Here is a 17,168-nt window from a genome sequence, read left to right as displayed (position 1 = left end):
TTTTAGCTACTCGTGCGCGTCTTTAATGGTAGTTTGCGAAAAGAAGACAGGAATAACGAGCGCGCACGCGCACCACAAGGTAACGAGCGCTCTGCATGGCGTGGCGCTAACGTGCCATTGACAGGATCGATGATCAGCAATGGGCGATGTGGCAAGACGTGGCTGAGGGGGAGTCGGCCAATATGAAACCATCAAGCTCGGAAGAGCCACCGTCGCCAGCCGTCCGGTTGCCCTGGTACCGGACGCTGGTCGGTAAAGTGGCGGTATTCATGGTGCTGGGGGTAGTCTTTGCCTACTCCATGGGGGCCTTGCTGGGCTTTGCCATCGTGGAGCGCAGTGCACGCGAACAGTGGGCCCGGGAAGCGCTGGTGAATGCCCAGATCGTGAGCGCCACGATTCGGCGTATCTACACGAATGTCGCGGTACGCACGGACCTCTCAGGCCAAGTGACGCACCTGGTGTCCGAACAGCCCATTGGTGATGAAGACTCGGTGCTCAGCACGGGGTTCAGCCCCGTGGATGTGTTGGCGCTGGCGAGTGCGCAAACGCGCCACAACGTCTGGCTGTTTTCACGTTTGCCAGATGGCGGCTTCGCCATGGTCGCCGATGCCCACCACGGTGAAGAGACCACGCTCGAACTCCCCCACGTCCCAGAGCTGTCGCTGGCTGCTTCTGGCAGTGAGCTGTACGTGGGCTTTGCCCGGCTTGGCGAACAGGAGCACTTCATCAGCGCATTGCCCATCGTGTCTCCTCAGGGGGAGTTATGGGGGGTGTCGGTTGCCACCATTGGCACCAAGGCGACGCTGTACCAGGTGCACCGCGAGCTTCTGCTGAAAGTCGTCGCCTCACTGGGCATCGTGCTGTTGGCCACGGCCTTGCTGTTGAGCCTGCTGATGCATCAGCTGTTCAAGCCCGTGCCGCGTCTGATCAAGGCGTTGACGCATATTTCTCATAATCGAACCGAGCAGACAACGCCCTACACACAGCGCCAGGATGAGATTGGCTGTATGGCCCAGGCCATTGAAGCGTTACGCAAAAAAGTCGTCGAGCGCGAGCTGCTGCTGGAGGTCAAGGAGGAGGCGCTCAAGTTCCAGCACCTGGCGCACCACGATGCGCTGACCAAGCTGCCTAACCGTGTTCAGTTCAACGAGGCCTTGAAGGTCGCCGTCGCGCAGCTGTCGGGAGGCGAGCGCTTCAATGTGATGATTTTTGACCTGGATCGCTTCAAGGCCGTCAACGATACGTTAGGGCATGCCGCCGGGGATGAACTGCTGGTCCAGGCCAGCCGACGGGTACAGCGGCTGTTGGCCGAGCGTGAGCTGGTGGCGCGCCTGGGAGGCGATGAGTTCGCGATTCTCCAGCCTGTTCACCACCATGCGCTGGACGAAGCCAGTGTGCGGGCAGGGCGGCTGGTCGCTGCGCTGCGCGAACCCTTTGACCTGCAGGGAGAGCGCGTCCAGATCGGTGTCAGCATCGGGATTGCCCTGGCCCCACGGGATGGCGAAAGCAGCCATACGCTGTTGCGCAGTGCCGATGTGGCGCTTTACGCCGCCAAGGCCATGGGGCGAGGGCGTTATCAGGTGTTCAGTAGCGGCATGACCATGGGAGCCAGCCATGACGTGTAGCGTGATCGGGCGGTATATCGCGTTGATGGGCTTGCTGCTGCTGGCCATGGGCACGGCCAGTGCCCAGACAGGCCCGACGCTTGCGCGTATTCAGCAGGATCACACCATTCTGATTGGGCACCGAGAACACGAGGAGCCGTTCTCCTACGTGGTGGAAGGGCGGCCCATCGGCTACTCCATCGATATTTGCCAAGCAGTGGTCGACAGCATCAGCGCTCGGCTGGGTGGGCCTGCGCTGGCAGTCACCTTCGTGCCGGTGACGCCCGCCAACCGCTTCATCCTGCTGAGCAAGGGCGATATCGACCTTGAGTGTGGTGTGACGACCAATACCGCAGAGCGGCGTCGGCAGGCAGCATTTTCCTACCCCCATTACTTCAGTACTACCCGCTATGTGTCGCTGGCGAAGAATGCGCTGGATCGCATCGAAGACCTGACAGGGCGCAGCGTCGTATCGACCACAGGGACGCTCAATATCGAGCAGCTCAATGCCATGAACCGGGAGCAAGGCCTCAATATCTCGGTCATGCTGAGTCGCTCCCACGACGAAGCGTTCACCATGGTAGCTGCCGAGCAGGCGTCTGCGTTCGTGATGGACGATATCTTGCTGGCGGGCCTGGTGGCGTCCGATGCCTCTCCCGAGCGCTTTCATATCTCGTCGGAAGCGCTGAGTGACCCCGAACCGTATGGCCTGATGTTGCGCCGTGACGACCCCGAATTTTTAGCCTGGGTCAATGAAGCGTTACGCGCGCTCTATCAGAGTGGCGACATGCTGGCGCTTTATGAGAAGTGGTTCTTGTCTCCCATTCCGCCCGACCAGCAGGTGGTGGGGCTACCCATGAGCCCTCAGCTGGAGGCCGTTCTGGCACACCCGGAAGCATTCGCTGAGTAAGGAGTGAGTCATGTCACGAAGATACAGGCGCTGGTGGGTGGGGTTGATGGCCTCCTTGGGCGCCAGTGCGTTGGCGTTCGCTGCCGAGATCGACACCTTGGAACGCCTCAGGGAAACCGGCACGCTGCGAGTTGGCTATGGCGATACGGCGCCTTTTTCCTATGCGGATGATCAGGGCCGCGTGGTGGGGTATTCCATCGAGCTGTGTCAGCGGGTGGCCGAGCATTTACAGCAGCAACTGGCACTTCCCCACCTGGAGATCGAATACGTCTTCCGTACCCCGGGTAACCGAGTTCAATTATTGAACAGCGGTGTGATCGATATCGAATGCAATGCCAGTACGAATACGGCAGAGCGCCGCCGTAGTGCGGATTTTTCGCTGAGCCACTTTTTCGTCTCCGTGCGCTATGTTGCGCTGGCCAAACATGGGTTTGCCACGTTGCAGGATCTGGCGGGGCGCAGCGTCAGTGTGGCGCGCGGAACGGTGAACGTGGGGCAGATCAATCTGGCCAACCGCGAGCAGCGTTTGAACCTGTCGGTGGTGCCGGTGGAAACGCTTCAGGAGGCTTTTGACCTGGTCACCCATGAGCGGGTGGCGGCGTTTGCCATGGATGACATTCTGCTGAGCACGATGATGGCAGAAACCGGCAACCCCGCGGCCTATCGCCTGTCGGAAGAGGCGATAACGGCGGAGGAGCCGCTGGGGCTGCTGATGCGCCGAGGCGATGACGCTTTTGTCGAGCAGGTGAACCAGGCGCTGCGCCAGATCTATCAAAGCGATGAGATGCTGGCGCTTTACGAGCGGTGGTTCCTGCAGCCGTTGCCCGGCAAGGAACTTACTCTGAACGTGCCGCTGAGCGAAACGCTGAAAAACCACTTTGCCAATCCCCAGGCCTCCCCTCAGATCACCCCTCAGGCTGTTTTACAGGACTAGGCGCGGGCTTTTTTAGCCGTGGCAGTACTGGGGGCTTTCTCGCGTCGTTCGGCCAGGTGCTCTACCTTGCGCTGCTTTTCGTACAGGAAGCGCAGCACTTCCTGGCGGTAGCGGTTGTAGCGGGGGTCGTCGGCCAGCGTGATACGGTTGCGGGGGCGCGGCAGGTCGATGTCGAGAATTTCGCCAATGCGCGCCGAGGGGCCGTTGGTCAGCATCACGATACGATCAGACAGCAGCACGGCCTCATCCACATCGTGGGTGATCATGATGACGGTATTCCCCAGCTCGTCCTGAATGCGCATCACCTCTTCTTGCAGGTGGGCGCGTGTCAGCGCATCCAGGGCGCCAAACGGCTCATCCAGCAGCAGTACCTTGGGCTCCATGGCCAGAGCGCGGGCGATCCCTACCCGCTGCTTCATGCCGCCGGAAATCTCCGACGGGCGTTTGTCGAGGGCATGGGACATACCGACCATGTCCAGGTTCTTGAGAATCCAGGCGTGGCGTTCGGCCTTGGTCTTGCGGCGGGCAAAGGTCTTGTTCACCGCCAGCGCCACGTTCTCGTACACCGTGAGCCAAGGCAGTAACGAGTGGTTTTGGAAGACCACGCTGCGGTCGGGGCCTGGCGCATTGACCTCCTTGCCATCCAGGATGACCGCGCCAGAGGTCGAGGAGGTGAGCCCGGCGATGATGTTGAGCAGGGTCGACTTGCCGCAGCCCGAATGGCCAATGATCGAGATGTACTCACCCTTGGCGACGCCCAGGTCGATCTCCTTGAGCACGTTGGTAGTGGCACCTTTGGTGGCAAAGGTCATGTCCACCTGCTCGATGCTTAAATAGTGTGAAGCCATGATCCAATCTCCTGGGTTAGCTTTGGGTGGTGCCACGGGTCACGCACTGGCCGATGAAGGCCACGATGCGGTCAAGAATGAAGCCCACGATGCCCACATAGATGAGTGCCAGCACGATGTCGCTGAGCATGGAGGCATTCCAGGCGTCCCAGATGAAAAAGCCGATGCCCACGCCGCCAATCAGCATCTCGGCGGCCACGATGGCCAGCCAGGAAAGCCCTACTCCAATGCGCAGGCCCGAGAAGATATAGGGTGCGGCGGCGGGCAGCATGATACGGGTGAAATACTCCATGCCGTTGAGGCGAATCACGCGGGCCACGTTGCGGTAATCCTCGGGGATATTACGCACCCCCACCGAGGTGTTGATGATGATGGGCCAGATGGCGGTGATGAAAATCACGAAAATGGCCGAAGGAGTGCTGTCCTGAAACCCGGCCAGTGAAATCGGCAGCCAGGCCAGCGGAGGCACGGTGCGCAGCACCTGAAACACGGGGTCGAGGCCACGCAGGGCCCAGGTCGATTGGCCCACCAGCACGCCCAGGCTGATACCTACCACCACCGCCAGCAGGTAGCCATAGGCCACGCGTTCCAGGCTGGCCAGAATCTGCCAGCCCATGCCCTTGTCGTTGCCGCCGTAGTCGTAGAAGGGATGAATGATCAGCTCCCAGGTATCGTTGAGCACCTGCGAGGGCGGCGGCAGCGCCGCGCCAGGATGGGAGCACAGCGCTTCCCACAGGCCGATCAGAATGGCCAGCACGACCACCGGCGGCAGCACGTTCTTGACCAGGGTATCGCGCAGGCGTAGCAGCACAGGGTGCACGCCTGGCATGGGGGTAGATAGCGTATTCGCTCTTGATGAAGTCGTCATGAGGTTCTCCCAGGCTGCCTGGCTCAGGCCAGCGCCTTGATCTCCAGGCTATCGAGGTAGGCTTGCGGGTTTTCCGGGTCGAAGACCTTGCCGTCGAACAGCGTTTCGACGCCGCGAGAGGTGGAGTCCGGAATGTCTGCCGAGGCCACGCCGAGGGCGTGAGCGGCTTCTCGCCACAGGTCTTCGCGGTTGACCTGCTCGATCAAGGCCGCGCTGTCGAAGTCCTGCGGCAAGTAGCCCCAGCGCTTGTTCTCGGTCAGGAACCACAGGTCGTGGCTCTTGAAGGGGTAGGAGGCGTGCTTGTCCCAGTAGCGCATCATGTGCGGATGGTTTTCCACGACGCGCCCGGTGCCGTAATCGAAGTTGCCCTGAATACGGTCGATGAGGTCGGCATAAGGCGCATGAATCCAGCGGCGGCGTGAGCAGATCTGGGCCATCTCCTCGTGGTTGGCCGGGTCTTCGCACCACATTTGCGCTTCCATGATGGCCATCAGCAGCGCTTTGGTAGCGTTGGGGTGGGCTTCTACGTAGTCGCTGCGCATGGCGAAGGCTTTTTCCGGGTGATCGTTCCACAGCTCGCCGGTGGTATTGGCGGTGTAGCCGATGCCCTGGTTGATCAACTGCTGGTTCCAGGGTTCGCACACGCAGAAGGTGTCCATACTGCCCACCCGCATGTTGGCCACCATCTGGGCCGGCGGGATGGTAATGGTGGAGATGTCGCGGTTGGGGTCGATGCCCCCGGCGGCCATCCAGTAGCGAATCCACATGTCGTGGGTGCCGCCGGGGAAGGTCATGGCAGCGCTGACTTCGCTGCCTCCACTGCGCTTTTCCGCCAGGGCCTGGGCAAACTCCCGGGTATCCAGTCCGACCTTGAGGTCGGCGTACTCATCGCCCACCGAGATGCACTGCCCGTTGAGATTGAGACGCGCCAGAATGCTCATCGGCACGGGAATGTTGTTGGGGGTCATGGCACCGCTGGCGATCAGGTAAGGCATGGGCGTCAGGATGTGTGCGCCATCGATCCCGTTACGCTGGGAACCCAGCACCAGGTTGTCTCGGGTGGTACCCCAGGAAGACTGCTTGAGGACCTCCACATCGGTCATGCCGTGCTTGGCAAAAAATCCTTTTTCATCGGCCACGAACAGCGGCGCTGCATCCGTCAGCGCAATGAAGCCGAGTTTGGCCGACGTGGTTTCTAAAGCGCCGTTGGCAAAAGCCCAGCTCATGGGCAGGCTGCTGAGCACGGCAGAGCCTCCCACCACGGCAGCGGAGCTTTTGAGAAAGTGGCGACGTTCCGGTGAGTGGGACGAAGAGATTTTTTTGCGCATGACACGGTTCCTGCCCTTTGGAGACAAAAACGGCGCCTGCAATCAGCCCCGTTGAGGAGCTGTTGCAGACGCCGTTGTCTGTTGATCATCTTTTTTTATCGCCGGGCCCACGTTGACCCAGTTCGCTATCCTTTTGACTTGTGCAGCTAACATGCCAAATGGCGGAGTCGTTTTTGTGAAACATCAGCTTTTCAAAAGGTTAGTCATAATAGTCGAAGAGCTGTCTGGTTATCGAAGGAGGCGGGGATGGTGCGGTGCAGCGTAGAAATGGTGCAGTTTTGGCGAAGCTGCACGAAAAAGAAGCAGGATTGTTAGCAAGTTATCGATAACGTCAAATAATGTGAACTCTATTGTCTCATCGGTTACCTTCCATAGAATGCCAGCCACACATTGAGGCTTGCGTAGCGAGCACTATATTAAAGAAAAGACGTTTCTCTAATTGACTGGCAAACGACGCTTTGTCGGCAGGGGGTGGCATGAAGCGATTACTGGCAAATATCTCGATAAAAACAAGTCTGACGTTCACGTTGGTCATTTTTGCTTTGTTGATCATGACTATTGCTGCTCTTGGTCATTGGGCGGGGACGAAAGGCGGGAACTCATTAGAAGCCATGGACGAGCTGTCGATGCATCAAATGTTGCCGCTGGCGCGTACTCAGCGCTCGGTAGGTTTTGCCCAATTGGCGTATTTGAACAGTGTCGTGGCTTCCGAAGATGGTCAGCATCAGCAGGCGCAAACCTATCTGGCCGAGGCCGAAACGTTTCAACAATCTGCTCAGAGTTACTTCTCCGAATTTGAAGCCTCCGACCCACGTGGTATGAACAACGAGTTGGCCGAGGCTGTGATTACCGCCTTTTACGCGGTGATGCAGGAAGGCTTGATTCCCATGGAGGCGGCGGTAAAGTCGGGTGATAGTGCTCAGTTAAACGCGGTGCGTTTAGCCATTATTCCACTTAATCAATCGTTTGTTACGACTAGCATGGCCTTTAACGGCTATCTGGCCGAGTATGCCGATCAGTTGATCGACCGCTACGATCGCGATATGCAAGTATTTGGTTACATCGATATTGCCGTGATCGTGGCTGCGCTGTTCATTATCGTGCTGGTGCGCATGGCGATGGTGGGGTCCATCGTCAAGCCGCTGGACGAGGCCGTGGTGCACTTCGAGCGTATTGCCGAAAACGATCTGTCATCCCGCGTGGATCTGCGTGGAAGCAATGAAATTGGCAAGCTGTTCAGCGCCATGCAGCGCATGCAGAGTGGTCTGGCGGCCACGGTAGCGACCGTGCGCGACAGCAGCGGCTCGATCTACATCGGCGCACGGGAAATTGCCGGGGGCAACGCGGATTTATCGTCGCGCACCGAGCAGCAGGCAGCCTCCTTGCAGGAAACCGCCGCCAGCATGGAGCAGTTGACCCAAACCGTGAAGCAGAACGCCGATAACGCACGTCAGGCCAGCACGCTGGCCAACGATGCTTCGGGTAAGGCGGTAGAGGGCGGCGACGTGGTCGATCAGGTCATCTCGACCATGCACGGGATTTCTTCGAGCTCCCAGCAGGTGGCCGATATCATCAACGTGATCGACTCGATTGCCTTCCAGACCAATATCCTGGCGCTCAATGCCTCGGTCGAGGCTGCCCGGGCAGGCGAGCAGGGGCGCGGTTTCGCGGTCGTCGCCAGTGAAGTACGCAACCTGGCCAGCCGCAGTGCCGAGGCGGCCAAGGAGATCAAGCGATTGATCGATGCTTCCACGGCGCAGGTCAATGAAGGCTCTCAACTGGTAGAAAAAGCCGGTGCCACCATGCGGGAAGTCGTCGGGTCGGTACGCCGGGTCACCGACATCATGGATGAAATATCGGCAGCCTCCCAGGAGCAGAGCGCGGGCATCGAGCAGGTCAATCAGGCCATCGCCCAGATGGATGAGGTCACCCAGCAGAACGCGGCGCTGGTGCAAGAAGCGTCTGCGGCGGCCAGCTCGCTGGAGGAGCAGGCCGAGCGGCTGGAGGGCGTGGTGGCGGCATTCCGCCTGGAGCAGGGGAGTGAGCGCCGTCAGCCCGCGCTGGCTACCCCGCCGCGCCGCGGCGAGCTGCTGCGCCCCCAGCTTACGGGTAAGCCGAAGCCCAACGCGGCCGCCAGTGCCGAGCAGGAGTGGGAAGCGTTTTGATAAGCTGACGTTCTCTCTATGAGCCACAGAGCCCCGCCACCGTAAACCGGTGGCGGGGCTCTGTGTTTTGCGCCTGTATGGTCAAGCAGCAAGCCGACTTTTCAGACAGAGCCTAGTTGAGCGCGCTGGCCACTTCCTCGATTTGCAGGGCCAGACTCTGCAGGCCGCCGCCAGAGAGGTACCAAAGCGCAGGGGTGAGCATCACCAGTTGGGCGTCCGTGCCTGCTTCCGCCCACTGCTGGCGAAGCTGCTCGGCGTCTGCGGGCTCGTCGCCAATGGCCGCACTGCGGTCGATCACCAGCACGATCTCAGGGTCGATCTCGGCAATGGCGTCAGCGGAAAGCGGCGTAAAGGTGCGTTCGCCGCGTACTTCGGGGGTCACGCTCTCGGGCATCTCCAGGGCAGCAATGCCCAATACTTCATGAACCACCGGATGCTGATTGAGCATCAGGTTGCCGCCATTATGGGTGACCACCAGCGTCGTCGGGGCGTCCTGCAGTGCTTCCCGCTGGCGCTCGATTTCGCTATTCAGCGTCTGCAGGGCCTCTTCGGCCGCGTTTTCCACCGCCAGCTGGCTAGCCAGTTCACGCACGTTGCGCTCGACGGAGTCAAGATACGCCTCACCGGCCACGCTGGCATCGAACAGCGGGGCGATCTCGCCCAGCGCGTCGGCCCACTCTGCCTGGCGGCCGGTGTGTACGATCAGCGTCGGGTTGGCCTCTGCCAGTGCCTCCATGTTGGGGGAGCGCAGGCCGCCGATGTCGGTGTAGCGGTCGGCGGCATACTGTTCGAGGTAGCTCGGTAAACTGGCTTTGGGCACGCCCACCACCTGTTCACTCACCCCCAGGGCGTCCAGCGTATCCAGGCTGCCTAGATCAAACGTGGCAATGCGCTGGTCGGCGCTCGCGGCGGCGCTGGTCAGCAGTAGTGCAGTGGCGATGGCGGTTACTTTCATGAGAGGCCCTTTTTTGAGGAACACAGCTGTTCTTTGAGAAATATAGCTATATGCAATAGTTTCTCATCATTGCAGCAAGCAGCGGCGTTGTCGCGTGTTGAAAGGGGAACGGCACGTTGCAGAAAATGCGACCGCCTCCGTAGAGGCGGTCGTGGTGGCGCATGGTGATCAAGCAACCAGGCGACTAAGAGGCGACGCGGAAGGGGTTGCGCGGGTCGTCATCCCAGGCGAGGAAGGGCTTGCCGGTTTCCTGAGGCACCATGGTGATGCAGTTCTCCACCGGGCAGGTGATCTGGCACAGGTTGCAGCCCACGCACTCGTCTTCGATGACTTCGTAGCGGCGCGCGCCGTCCTGCTCGGTGAGCTTGGCAATCGACTGGTGAGAGGTGTCCTCGCAGGCGATATAGCAGCGGCCACACTCGATGCACAGGTCTTGGTCGATATGGGCGATGGTCTTGAAGTTGATGTCCAGGTGCTTCCAGTCGGTGGTTTGTGGTACCGCCTTGCGGGAAAACGCTTCGATGGAGTCGTAGCCTTTTTCCGCCATCCAGCGGGAGAGGCCATCTTTCATCTCTTCAACAATACGAAAACCGTTGAGCATGGCAGCGGTGCAGACCTGCACGCTGCCCGCGCCCAAGGCGATGAATTCCGCCGCATCCCGCCAGGTGGAAATCCCGCCAATACCGGAAATGGGCAGCGTGGGCGTGGCTGGGTCACGGGCAATTTCCGCCACCATGTTCAGGGCGACGGGTTTCACCGCGCTGCCGCAGTAGCCGCCGTGGGTGCTCTGATGGCCCACGGTGGGTTTGGCGACCATGTTGTCTAGGTCGATGCTGGTAATGGAGTTGATGGTGTTGATCAACGAGACTGCATCCGCGCCGCCTCGCAGTGCCGCCTGGGCCCCCACGCGAATATCGGTGATGTTGGGGGTGAGCTTGACGATGACCGGCTTGGAGTAGTGTTTTTTACACCAGTAGGTGACTTTTTCGATCAAATCCGGGTTTTGGCCCACCGCCGCGCCCATGCCGCGTTCCGGCATGCCGTGGGGGCAGCCCAGGTTGAGCTCGATGCCGTCTGCGCCGGTGGCTTCCACCCGCGGCAGGATATACGCCCAGGCCTCCTCGTTGCAGGGCACCATGATGGAGACGATCAGCGCCCGGTCCGGCCAATCCTTCTTCACCTGGGTGATCTCTTGAAGGTTGATCTCCAGCGAACGGTCGGTAATCAGCTCGATATTGTTGAAACCGATCACCTCGCGGTTTTTGCCGTAGTGGGCCGAGTAGCGGGAGGAGACGTTCACCGCCGCGGGCTCTTCGCCAAGGGTTTTCCATACCACGCCGCCCCAGCCCGCCTCATAGGCGCGCACCACGTTGTAGGCTTTGTCGGTAGGCGGGGCCGAGGCCAGCCAGAAGGGGTTGGGGGCTTTGATACCGGCAAAGTTCACCGACAGATCGACGCCGTTCACTACGCTGTCGCCGCTATGTTTCTTGCCTGGAAAAGAGAGGGTGTTGAAAGGTGTGGTGTTCATGCGGCCTCCTGCTGGGCGGCGAGCGCTTGATGGATGGCGTGGGCGGCCAGCTTGCCGTGCTGCACGGCCTGCACGGTGAGGTCCTGGCCGGGTTTGACGCAGTCGCCGCCGGCATAAACGTTGGTCAATGAGGTCTGGAACAGCTCATTGACGTGGATGCGCTCCCCATCCCGGGCCAGTTCGGAGGCGGTGGCATCGCGTAGGCTGTCGCCCTCGAAGCCCTGGCCGATGGCGGTGAAAATGGCATCCGCCGCGATCTCGAAGGTCTCGCCCGTGGTGGAGAGGTGGCCCTGCTGCTCTGCGGTGTTGGCAAAACGCATGCCTGCCACTCGCCCTTGAGCATCCAGCAGAATTTCGTCCGGCTGGGCCCAGGTCACCATGCGCACGCCGTTGGCCTTGGCAATCTCCTGTTCGTGGTCGGTGGCGGACATCGCCTCAGTGCCACGGCGATACACCAGAGTGACCTCTTTGGCCCCCAAACGCGCCATTTGCGTGGCCATGTCGATGGCGGTATTGCCAGCGCCAATCACGATGCAGCGCTTGGCCACGGCCAGGCTGCCCAGGTCATCGGTTTGGCGTAGGGTCTTGATGTAGTCCACGGCGGGCATCAGGCCCGGTGCATCTTCGCCGGTCAGCCCCAGCGTGCGGCTGGCTCCCAGCCCTAACCCCAGAAATACGCTGTCGTACTGCTGGCGCAGGGTATCGAGAGTGAGGTTGTCGCCCAGACGCTGGCCGTATTGGAGGTCGATGCCGCCAATGTCCAGCAGGAACTCGACTTCCTTGCGGGCAAAATCGTCGGTCATCTTGTAGCGGGCAATGCCGTACTCGTTGAGCCCGCCAGGCTTTTGCTCGGCCTCGAAGAGGGTGACCTGGTGGCCCAGCATGGCCAAGCGATGAGCGCAGGAGAGGCCCGCAGGCCCCGCGCCCACCACGGCAACATGGCGGCCCGTGCTGGCGGCCCGCTTGAAGGGGTGGCTATCGAACTGCATATGGTCGGTAGCGTGGCGCTGGAGCAAACCGATCAGTACCGGCTGGCACTCGGCGTCGTGGTTACGCACGCAGCTGCGTTCGCAAAGGATTTCCGTGGGGCACACCCGGGCGCAGCTGCCGCCGAGGATATTGGCTTCCAGAATGGTTTCTGCTGCGCCATTAATGTTGTTGTCACTGATCTGACGAATGAAGCTGGGAATGTCGATGTCCGACGGGCAGGCCTCGACGCAGGGCGCGTCATAGCAGTACAGGCAGCGCTGGCTTTCGATGATGGCCTGGCGCGGCGTCAGCGGCGGATGCAGGTCGCTGAAGTTGCTTGCCAGCGTCGCTGGGTCGTAGGTGCCGACCTCTTTTGCGCTGGGCAGATGATCAAGTGAATGGGTCACGGTCGTTTCTCCCTGGTCCTTCTGGATCGTTCTGTTCTTCGTGGGGCGTCTGTTCTTTGTGGGGCGAGGCTCAGCGAGTGACCGCCACGGGGGCATTCAGCTCGGCGCGTTTTGCGAGCAGCTCGAACACGCCGGGGTAGGCGGGGCGTTCTAAGTAGCGCCCTGCGCCGCGCTCGGCGTGCAGCTCGCCATCCCGCCAGGTCCATTTGCCCTGGCTGATGGTATGGCGGGCAATGCCGCGCACCGTCTTGCCCTCGAAAATATTGAAATCGACGTTCTGATGATGGGTCTTGGCGGAAATCGTGCGGGTGCCGTTGGGGTCCCAGACCACGAGGTCGGCATCGGCACCCACCTGAATCGCCCCTTTGCGCGGGTAGAGGTTGAAGATCTTGGCGGTGTTGGTGGAGGTGACCGCCACGAACTCCTGGGGCGAGAGCTTGCCGGTATTGACCCCTTCGTCCCACAGCACGGCCAGGCGGTCTTCCACACCCGCAGTGCCGTTGGGGATCTTGGTGAAGTCATCTTTACCGGCGGCTTTCTGCTCTTCGCAGAAACAGCAGTGGTCGGTGGCGGTGGTTTGCAGATTGCCAGATTGCAGACCGTGCCAGAGCGCTTCCTGGTGGCCTTTGGGCCGGAATGGCGGGCTCATCACATGGGCGGCGGCGGTGGCCCAGTCCGGGTGCTGGTAAACGCTGTCATCGATTACCAGGTGGCCCGCCAGGCACTCGCCGAACACCGGGTGGCCCTGCTGGCGGGCGTAGGCGATTTCATCCACGGCGTCTTTGGTGGAGACGTGCACCAGGTAGACCGGCGCGCCCAGGGTGGAGGCAATGCGAATAGCGCGGCTGGCGGCTTCGCCTTCCACCTGAGGTGGGCGGGAAAGCGGGTGGGCTTCCGGCCCGGTGATGCCTTGGGCCAGCAGTTTTTGCTGCATGTGGTAGACCAGCTCGCCGTTTTCGGCATGCACGGTGGGCACCGCGCCCAGCTCCAGGCAGCGGGAAAAGCTCTCCACCAGAATGTCATCGGTGGCCATGATGGCGCCCTTGTAGGCCATGAAGTGCTTGAAGCTGTTGACCCCGTGGTCGCGTACCAGGGTGCCCATTTCCTCTTTGACGCTCTCATCCCACCAGGTGATCGCCACGTGGAAGGCGAAGTCGGTGGCGGCTTTTTCCGCCCAGCCCTGCCAGGTCTCGAAGGCCTCCAGCAGCGATTGGCCGGGGCTGGGGATCACGAAATCGATAATGGTGGTGGTGCCGCCCGCCATGGCGGCGGCGGTGCCGGTGTAGAAGTCTTCGCTGGCCACCGCGCCCATGAAGGGCATCTGCATGTGGGTGTGTGGGTCGATGCCGCCAGGCATCACCAATTGGTTGCTGGCATCGACGATCTCGCAGCCTTCCGGCACGTCCAGGTCGGTGCCAATGGCGTGGATTTTGCCATCGACACACAGCACATCGGCGCGGTAAGTATCGGCGTGGGTGACCACCGTGCCGCCCTTGATCAATAAGCTCATGGTTCGCTCCTGTCGTTGTGTTTAGCCAGCAGAATCATTCACCGTCGGTGAGGCGGGTGTAGGTCTCGGGGCGTCGGTCGCGGAAGAACTGCCAGTTGTTGCGCACCTCGCGCACCATATCCAGGTCGATCTCATGCACCAGCAGCTCGTCTTCCGTGGCGCTGGCCTGGGCTTCGATCTTGCCGCGTGGGTTGACGATGTAGCTGGAGCCGTAGAAGTCGCCGATATTCCAGGGTGCCTCGGTGCCAACCCGGTTGATAGCGGCGATGAAGCAGCCGTTGGCAGCCGCAGAGGCGGGTTGCTCAAGCTCCCAGAGGTATTGGGAAAGACCGGCCACCGTGGCCGAAGGGTTGAAAATCACGTCGGCGCCGTTGAGCGCCAATGCCCGCCAGCCTTCCGGGAAGTGGCGGTCGTAGCAGATATACACGCCGATCTTGCCGTAGGCGGTATCGAAAACCGGCCAGTTGGATTTGCCTGGTTTGAAGAAGAATTTCTCCCAAAAGCCAGCCACCTGGGGAATGTGTGTCTTGTGGTATTTGCCCAGGTAGCTGCCGTCGGCATCGAACACGGCGGCGGTGTTGTAGTAAACGCCGGTCTCGGTCTCTTCATAGATAGGGACGATGATCACCATGCGGTGCTCGGCCGCGAGCTTTTGCATCATCTGGCAGGTGGGGCCCTCCGGCACTCGCTCGGCGGCGGCGTACCATTTGCTGTCCTGGCTGGGGCAAAAATAGGGCTGATTGAACACTTCCTGGAAGCACAGCACCTGCACGCCTTGCTCGGCGGCTTGCTGAATCATGGGCAGGTGCGCTTCGTTCATCGCGTCACGAATGACGCCGGGTTCCTGATCGGTGCTGGTATTCAGGGCCATCTGGATCAGGCCAATCTTCATTTTCTGCATGGACTACCCCTCTTTTGTCATAACGCGACGACCTCCGAATGGATGGGAGGCCAGCTATGGGTGGCTTTTCTGCCGGTATCGATGAGTGGCGGAAAAGATCGCTAGGCGTGTCATGACATCGACTCATGGTCGAAACTTATAATTGTTAGCAAAGCTGTCAAGATAGACAGCTTTTTGAACATAGCGCTGGTTGAAGACGTTTTGCAAGAAGTTTTTATGAAAAGCCTGGTTGTCTTTCAAGTGACTGTTTTTGCTGTTTTTTAAGTTTTTTATTGGCCGTTTTTATCAATTTGGTGAGGTGTTGCACTATTATGGTGTTTCATTTTTATTTTTTAAATCAATAAGTTGTGTTTTATTTTTTGGTTTTTATATTGGTGTTTTGCATTCTGATGGTGCGTTTTATGAATATGTCGATACCCTGTTTAGGAGGTTTTAATACCCGTGACTATAACAACAATGATACAGAGGGCTTCTTCTTTATATATGTCTGTTTAGTCAGCTTTGTGTTCAATGAGTTAGCGGTGAGCGCGTGGTTTTGGGCACGCTTATTGCTGCGCAACCTGTTGAACCTTTGAAGATAAAAAGGCAATGGCGAGGCTGAGGAGACAACGATGACGGCAGCTAAATCTCGAATGATCGATCAGCAGGGGTTGGTCGAACTGGCAGTGGAAGACGATGTGCGTGAAAGCCCACGCTTCAACGACGATATTGCGCCTACCGAAGCAAAAGAGCGTACCTGGAGCAAATGGAACATTGCGGCGCTGTGGGTCGGTATGTCGATCTGCGTGCCCACCTACACCCTGGGCGGCGTGCTCACGGCCTACTTTGGGCTGAGCGTTGGCGAGGCGCTGCTGGCCATTCTGCTGGCCAACGTGATCGTACTGATTCCGCTGACGCTGAACGCTTTTCCCGGCACCAAATTCGGCATTCCCTTTCCGGTGGTGCTGCGCTCTTCGTTTGGCATCCTGGGTTCCAACGTGCCCTGCCTGGTCAGGGCGCTGGTGGGCTGCGGCTGGTTTGGCATTCAAACCATGTTTGGCGGGCTGGCCATTCACCTGCTGCTGTCGGCGCTGTTTCCCGCCTGGGCGGCGCTGGGAGGCGTCGGCGAGGTGATTGGTTTCTTCGTGTTTGGCGCCATGAACCTGTACGTGGTGATTCGCGGGGCCGAGTCGATCAAGTGGCTGGAAACCCTGGCGGCACCGCTGCTGTTGGCCGTGGGGATCGGACTGATGATGTGGGCGTGGCCGCACATGTCGATGACCGAACTGCTGGCCCAGCCGCCGTCGCGCCCGGAAGGGGCTTCGGTATATGGCTATTTTTTTGCTGGCCTGACGGCCATGGTGGGCTTCTGGGCGACGCTGTCACTGAACATTCCTGATTTCAGCCGCTTCGCCAAGAGCCAGAAGGACCAGATCGTCGGGCAGATCCTGGGCTTGCCGTTGACCATGTTCTTCTTTGCTGCCTTGGGCGTGGTATTGACCGCCGCCTCGGAAACGCTGGTAGGCCAAACCGTGGCCGACCCGGTGCGCCTGATCGGCTATATCGACAGCCCTTTCTGGGTCATCATGGCCATGCTGCTGATCATCGTGGCGACCATCTCGACCAACACCGCTTCCAATATCGTCTCACCCACCAATGACTTTCAGAACATTGCCCCCAAGCTGATCAATCAAACCCGTGGCGTGCTGATGACCGGCGCCGTGGGGGTGCTGCTGATGGGCTACGACCTGCTGCAAAAGGCGGGGGTGGTGAGCCAGGGCGTTTCACTGGAGCAGATGTACTCCAACTGGCTGCTGGGCTACTCCAGCCTGCTGGGCCCGATTGCAGGCATCATGGCGGTGGATTATTTCCTGATCAAACGCCAGCGCCTGGATGTGCCTAGCCTGTACATGGACCACCAGGCTTACCCCGCGGTCAATATCGCCGGATTCATTGCCTTCGGCATTCCGGTGAGCCTGACCCTGCTGTCGCTGCTGACCGGTACCATGAACTGGTTCTATGACTACGGCTGGTTCACGGGCTCGGCGCTGGGGGCGGTGGTGTACTACGTCGCCAGCCGTACGCTGGCGTCGTCTCCCCAGGCAGGCCCTGTGCCGCTGATGGCCAGCGAGGCGGCTCGCCAGCCTTGATGCGGTAGCGCATGGCGCAGCCAGCTGTCGGGCAGAGCCTGGCGGGCTGCGCCGCTAGGCTTTGTACGAAAACTGCCTATGCTCGCCCATACGGCGTTAAAAATCGGCTCAA

14 protein-coding genes are annotated in these 17,168 nt (G+C 60.1%); 5 read left to right on the top strand and 9 right to left on the bottom strand.

What is annotated here, in order from left to right; all coding sequences use genetic code 11:
- The first annotated feature begins 182 nt into the window (after positions 1 to 182).
- The 3 genes from IE091_RS09330 to IE091_RS09320 are packed head-to-tail and all read left to right on the top strand — an operon-like array spanning position 183 to position 3,448.
- Positions 183 to 1,625, top strand: a complete 1,443-nt coding sequence (locus IE091_RS09330) for a GGDEF domain-containing protein (protein WP_189463501.1) — start codon at positions 183 to 185, stop codon at positions 1,623 to 1,625.
- Positions 1,615 to 2,514 (top strand): amino acid ABC transporter substrate-binding protein, encoded by a 900-nt coding sequence (locus IE091_RS09325; protein ID WP_229800799.1) that lies wholly within the window; start codon positions 1,615 to 1,617, stop codon positions 2,512 to 2,514. The genes IE091_RS09330 and IE091_RS09325 overlap by 11 nt, the downstream gene beginning before the upstream one ends.
- 10 nt (positions 2,515 to 2,524) lie before the next feature.
- Complete coding sequence (locus IE091_RS09320) at positions 2,525 to 3,448, top strand: amino acid ABC transporter substrate-binding protein (protein ID WP_229800798.1); 924 nt, start codon at positions 2,525 to 2,527, stop codon at positions 3,446 to 3,448.
- Here the strand turns inward: IE091_RS09320 and IE091_RS09315 are convergent.
- From IE091_RS09315 to IE091_RS09300, 4 genes are all read right to left on the bottom strand, one after another.
- Complete coding sequence (locus IE091_RS09315; protein WP_189463500.1) at positions 3,445 to 4,296, bottom strand: ABC transporter ATP-binding protein; 852 nt, start codon at positions 4,294 to 4,296, stop codon at positions 3,445 to 3,447. The genes IE091_RS09320 and IE091_RS09315 overlap by 4 nt on opposite strands.
- Positions 4,297 to 4,312: 16 nt before the next feature.
- Positions 4,313 to 5,164 carry a nitrate ABC transporter permease gene (gene ntrB / locus IE091_RS09310; RefSeq protein WP_039175127.1) on the bottom strand — a complete coding sequence of 284 codons (852 nt, stop codon included), beginning with the start codon at positions 5,162 to 5,164 and terminating at the stop codon, positions 4,313 to 4,315.
- A gap of 23 nt (positions 5,165 to 5,187) precedes the next feature.
- On the bottom strand, positions 5,188 to 6,492 hold the full coding sequence (locus tag IE091_RS09305; protein ID WP_189463499.1) for a CmpA/NrtA family ABC transporter substrate-binding protein: 1,305 nt from the start codon (positions 6,490 to 6,492) through the stop codon (positions 5,188 to 5,190).
- A 355-nt stretch (positions 6,493 to 6,847) separates the two neighbouring features.
- A complete protein-coding gene (locus IE091_RS09300; RefSeq protein WP_189463519.1) occupies positions 6,848 to 7,045 on the bottom strand; it encodes a hypothetical protein in 198 nt (65 codons plus the stop codon).
- On the opposite strand from IE091_RS09300, the gene IE091_RS09295 reads away from it, so the two are divergent.
- Positions 6,969 to 8,657, top strand: coding sequence for a methyl-accepting chemotaxis protein (locus tag IE091_RS09295; RefSeq protein ID WP_189463498.1), 1,689 nt, complete (start codon positions 6,969 to 6,971; stop codon positions 8,655 to 8,657). The two genes, IE091_RS09300 and IE091_RS09295, sit on opposite strands and share 77 nt — an antisense overlap.
- A gap of 112 nt (positions 8,658 to 8,769) precedes the next feature.
- Here IE091_RS09295 and IE091_RS09290 read toward each other — a convergent pair whose 3' ends face one another.
- The 5 genes from IE091_RS09290 to IE091_RS09270 form a co-directional block, all read right to left on the bottom strand.
- Positions 8,770 to 9,612 (bottom strand): ABC transporter substrate-binding protein, encoded by an 843-nt coding sequence (locus IE091_RS09290; protein ID WP_189463497.1) that lies wholly within the window; start codon positions 9,610 to 9,612, stop codon positions 8,770 to 8,772.
- A 184-nt stretch (positions 9,613 to 9,796) separates the two neighbouring features.
- Entirely contained in the window at positions 9,797 to 11,140 is a 1,344-nt protein-coding gene (preA, locus tag IE091_RS09285) for an NAD-dependent dihydropyrimidine dehydrogenase subunit PreA (protein WP_229800797.1), read from the bottom strand.
- Positions 11,137 to 12,516, bottom strand: coding sequence for an NAD(P)-dependent oxidoreductase (locus tag IE091_RS09280; protein ID WP_189463496.1), 1,380 nt, complete (start codon positions 12,514 to 12,516; stop codon positions 11,137 to 11,139). The genes preA and IE091_RS09280 overlap by 4 nt, the downstream gene beginning before the upstream one ends.
- Before the next feature lie 70 nt (positions 12,517 to 12,586).
- The gene (gene hydA, locus IE091_RS09275) at positions 12,587 to 14,026 is read right to left on the bottom strand and encodes a dihydropyrimidinase (protein ID WP_039175131.1); all 1,440 of its coding nucleotides are present in this window, start codon (positions 14,024 to 14,026) and stop codon (positions 12,587 to 12,589) included.
- Positions 14,027 to 14,060: 34 nt separating this feature from the next.
- A complete protein-coding gene (locus IE091_RS09270; protein WP_144980740.1) occupies positions 14,061 to 14,927 on the bottom strand; it encodes a nitrilase-related carbon-nitrogen hydrolase in 867 nt (288 codons plus the stop codon).
- A 611-nt stretch (positions 14,928 to 15,538) separates the two neighbouring features.
- Between IE091_RS09270 and IE091_RS09265 the strand changes: the two genes are divergently transcribed.
- Complete coding sequence (locus tag IE091_RS09265) at positions 15,539 to 17,056, top strand: NCS1 family nucleobase:cation symporter-1 (protein ID WP_096922019.1); 1,518 nt, start codon at positions 15,539 to 15,541, stop codon at positions 17,054 to 17,056.
- The last annotated feature ends 112 nt before the right edge of the window (positions 17,057 to 17,168 follow it).

The sequence above is a fragment of the Vreelandella hamiltonii genome (assembly GCF_014651775.1).
Classification (GTDB): Bacteria; Pseudomonadota; Gammaproteobacteria; order Pseudomonadales; family Halomonadaceae; genus Vreelandella; species Vreelandella hamiltonii.
Note: the sequence above shows the minus strand (reverse complement) of the source record. Positions and strands in the feature narration are given on the sequence as shown.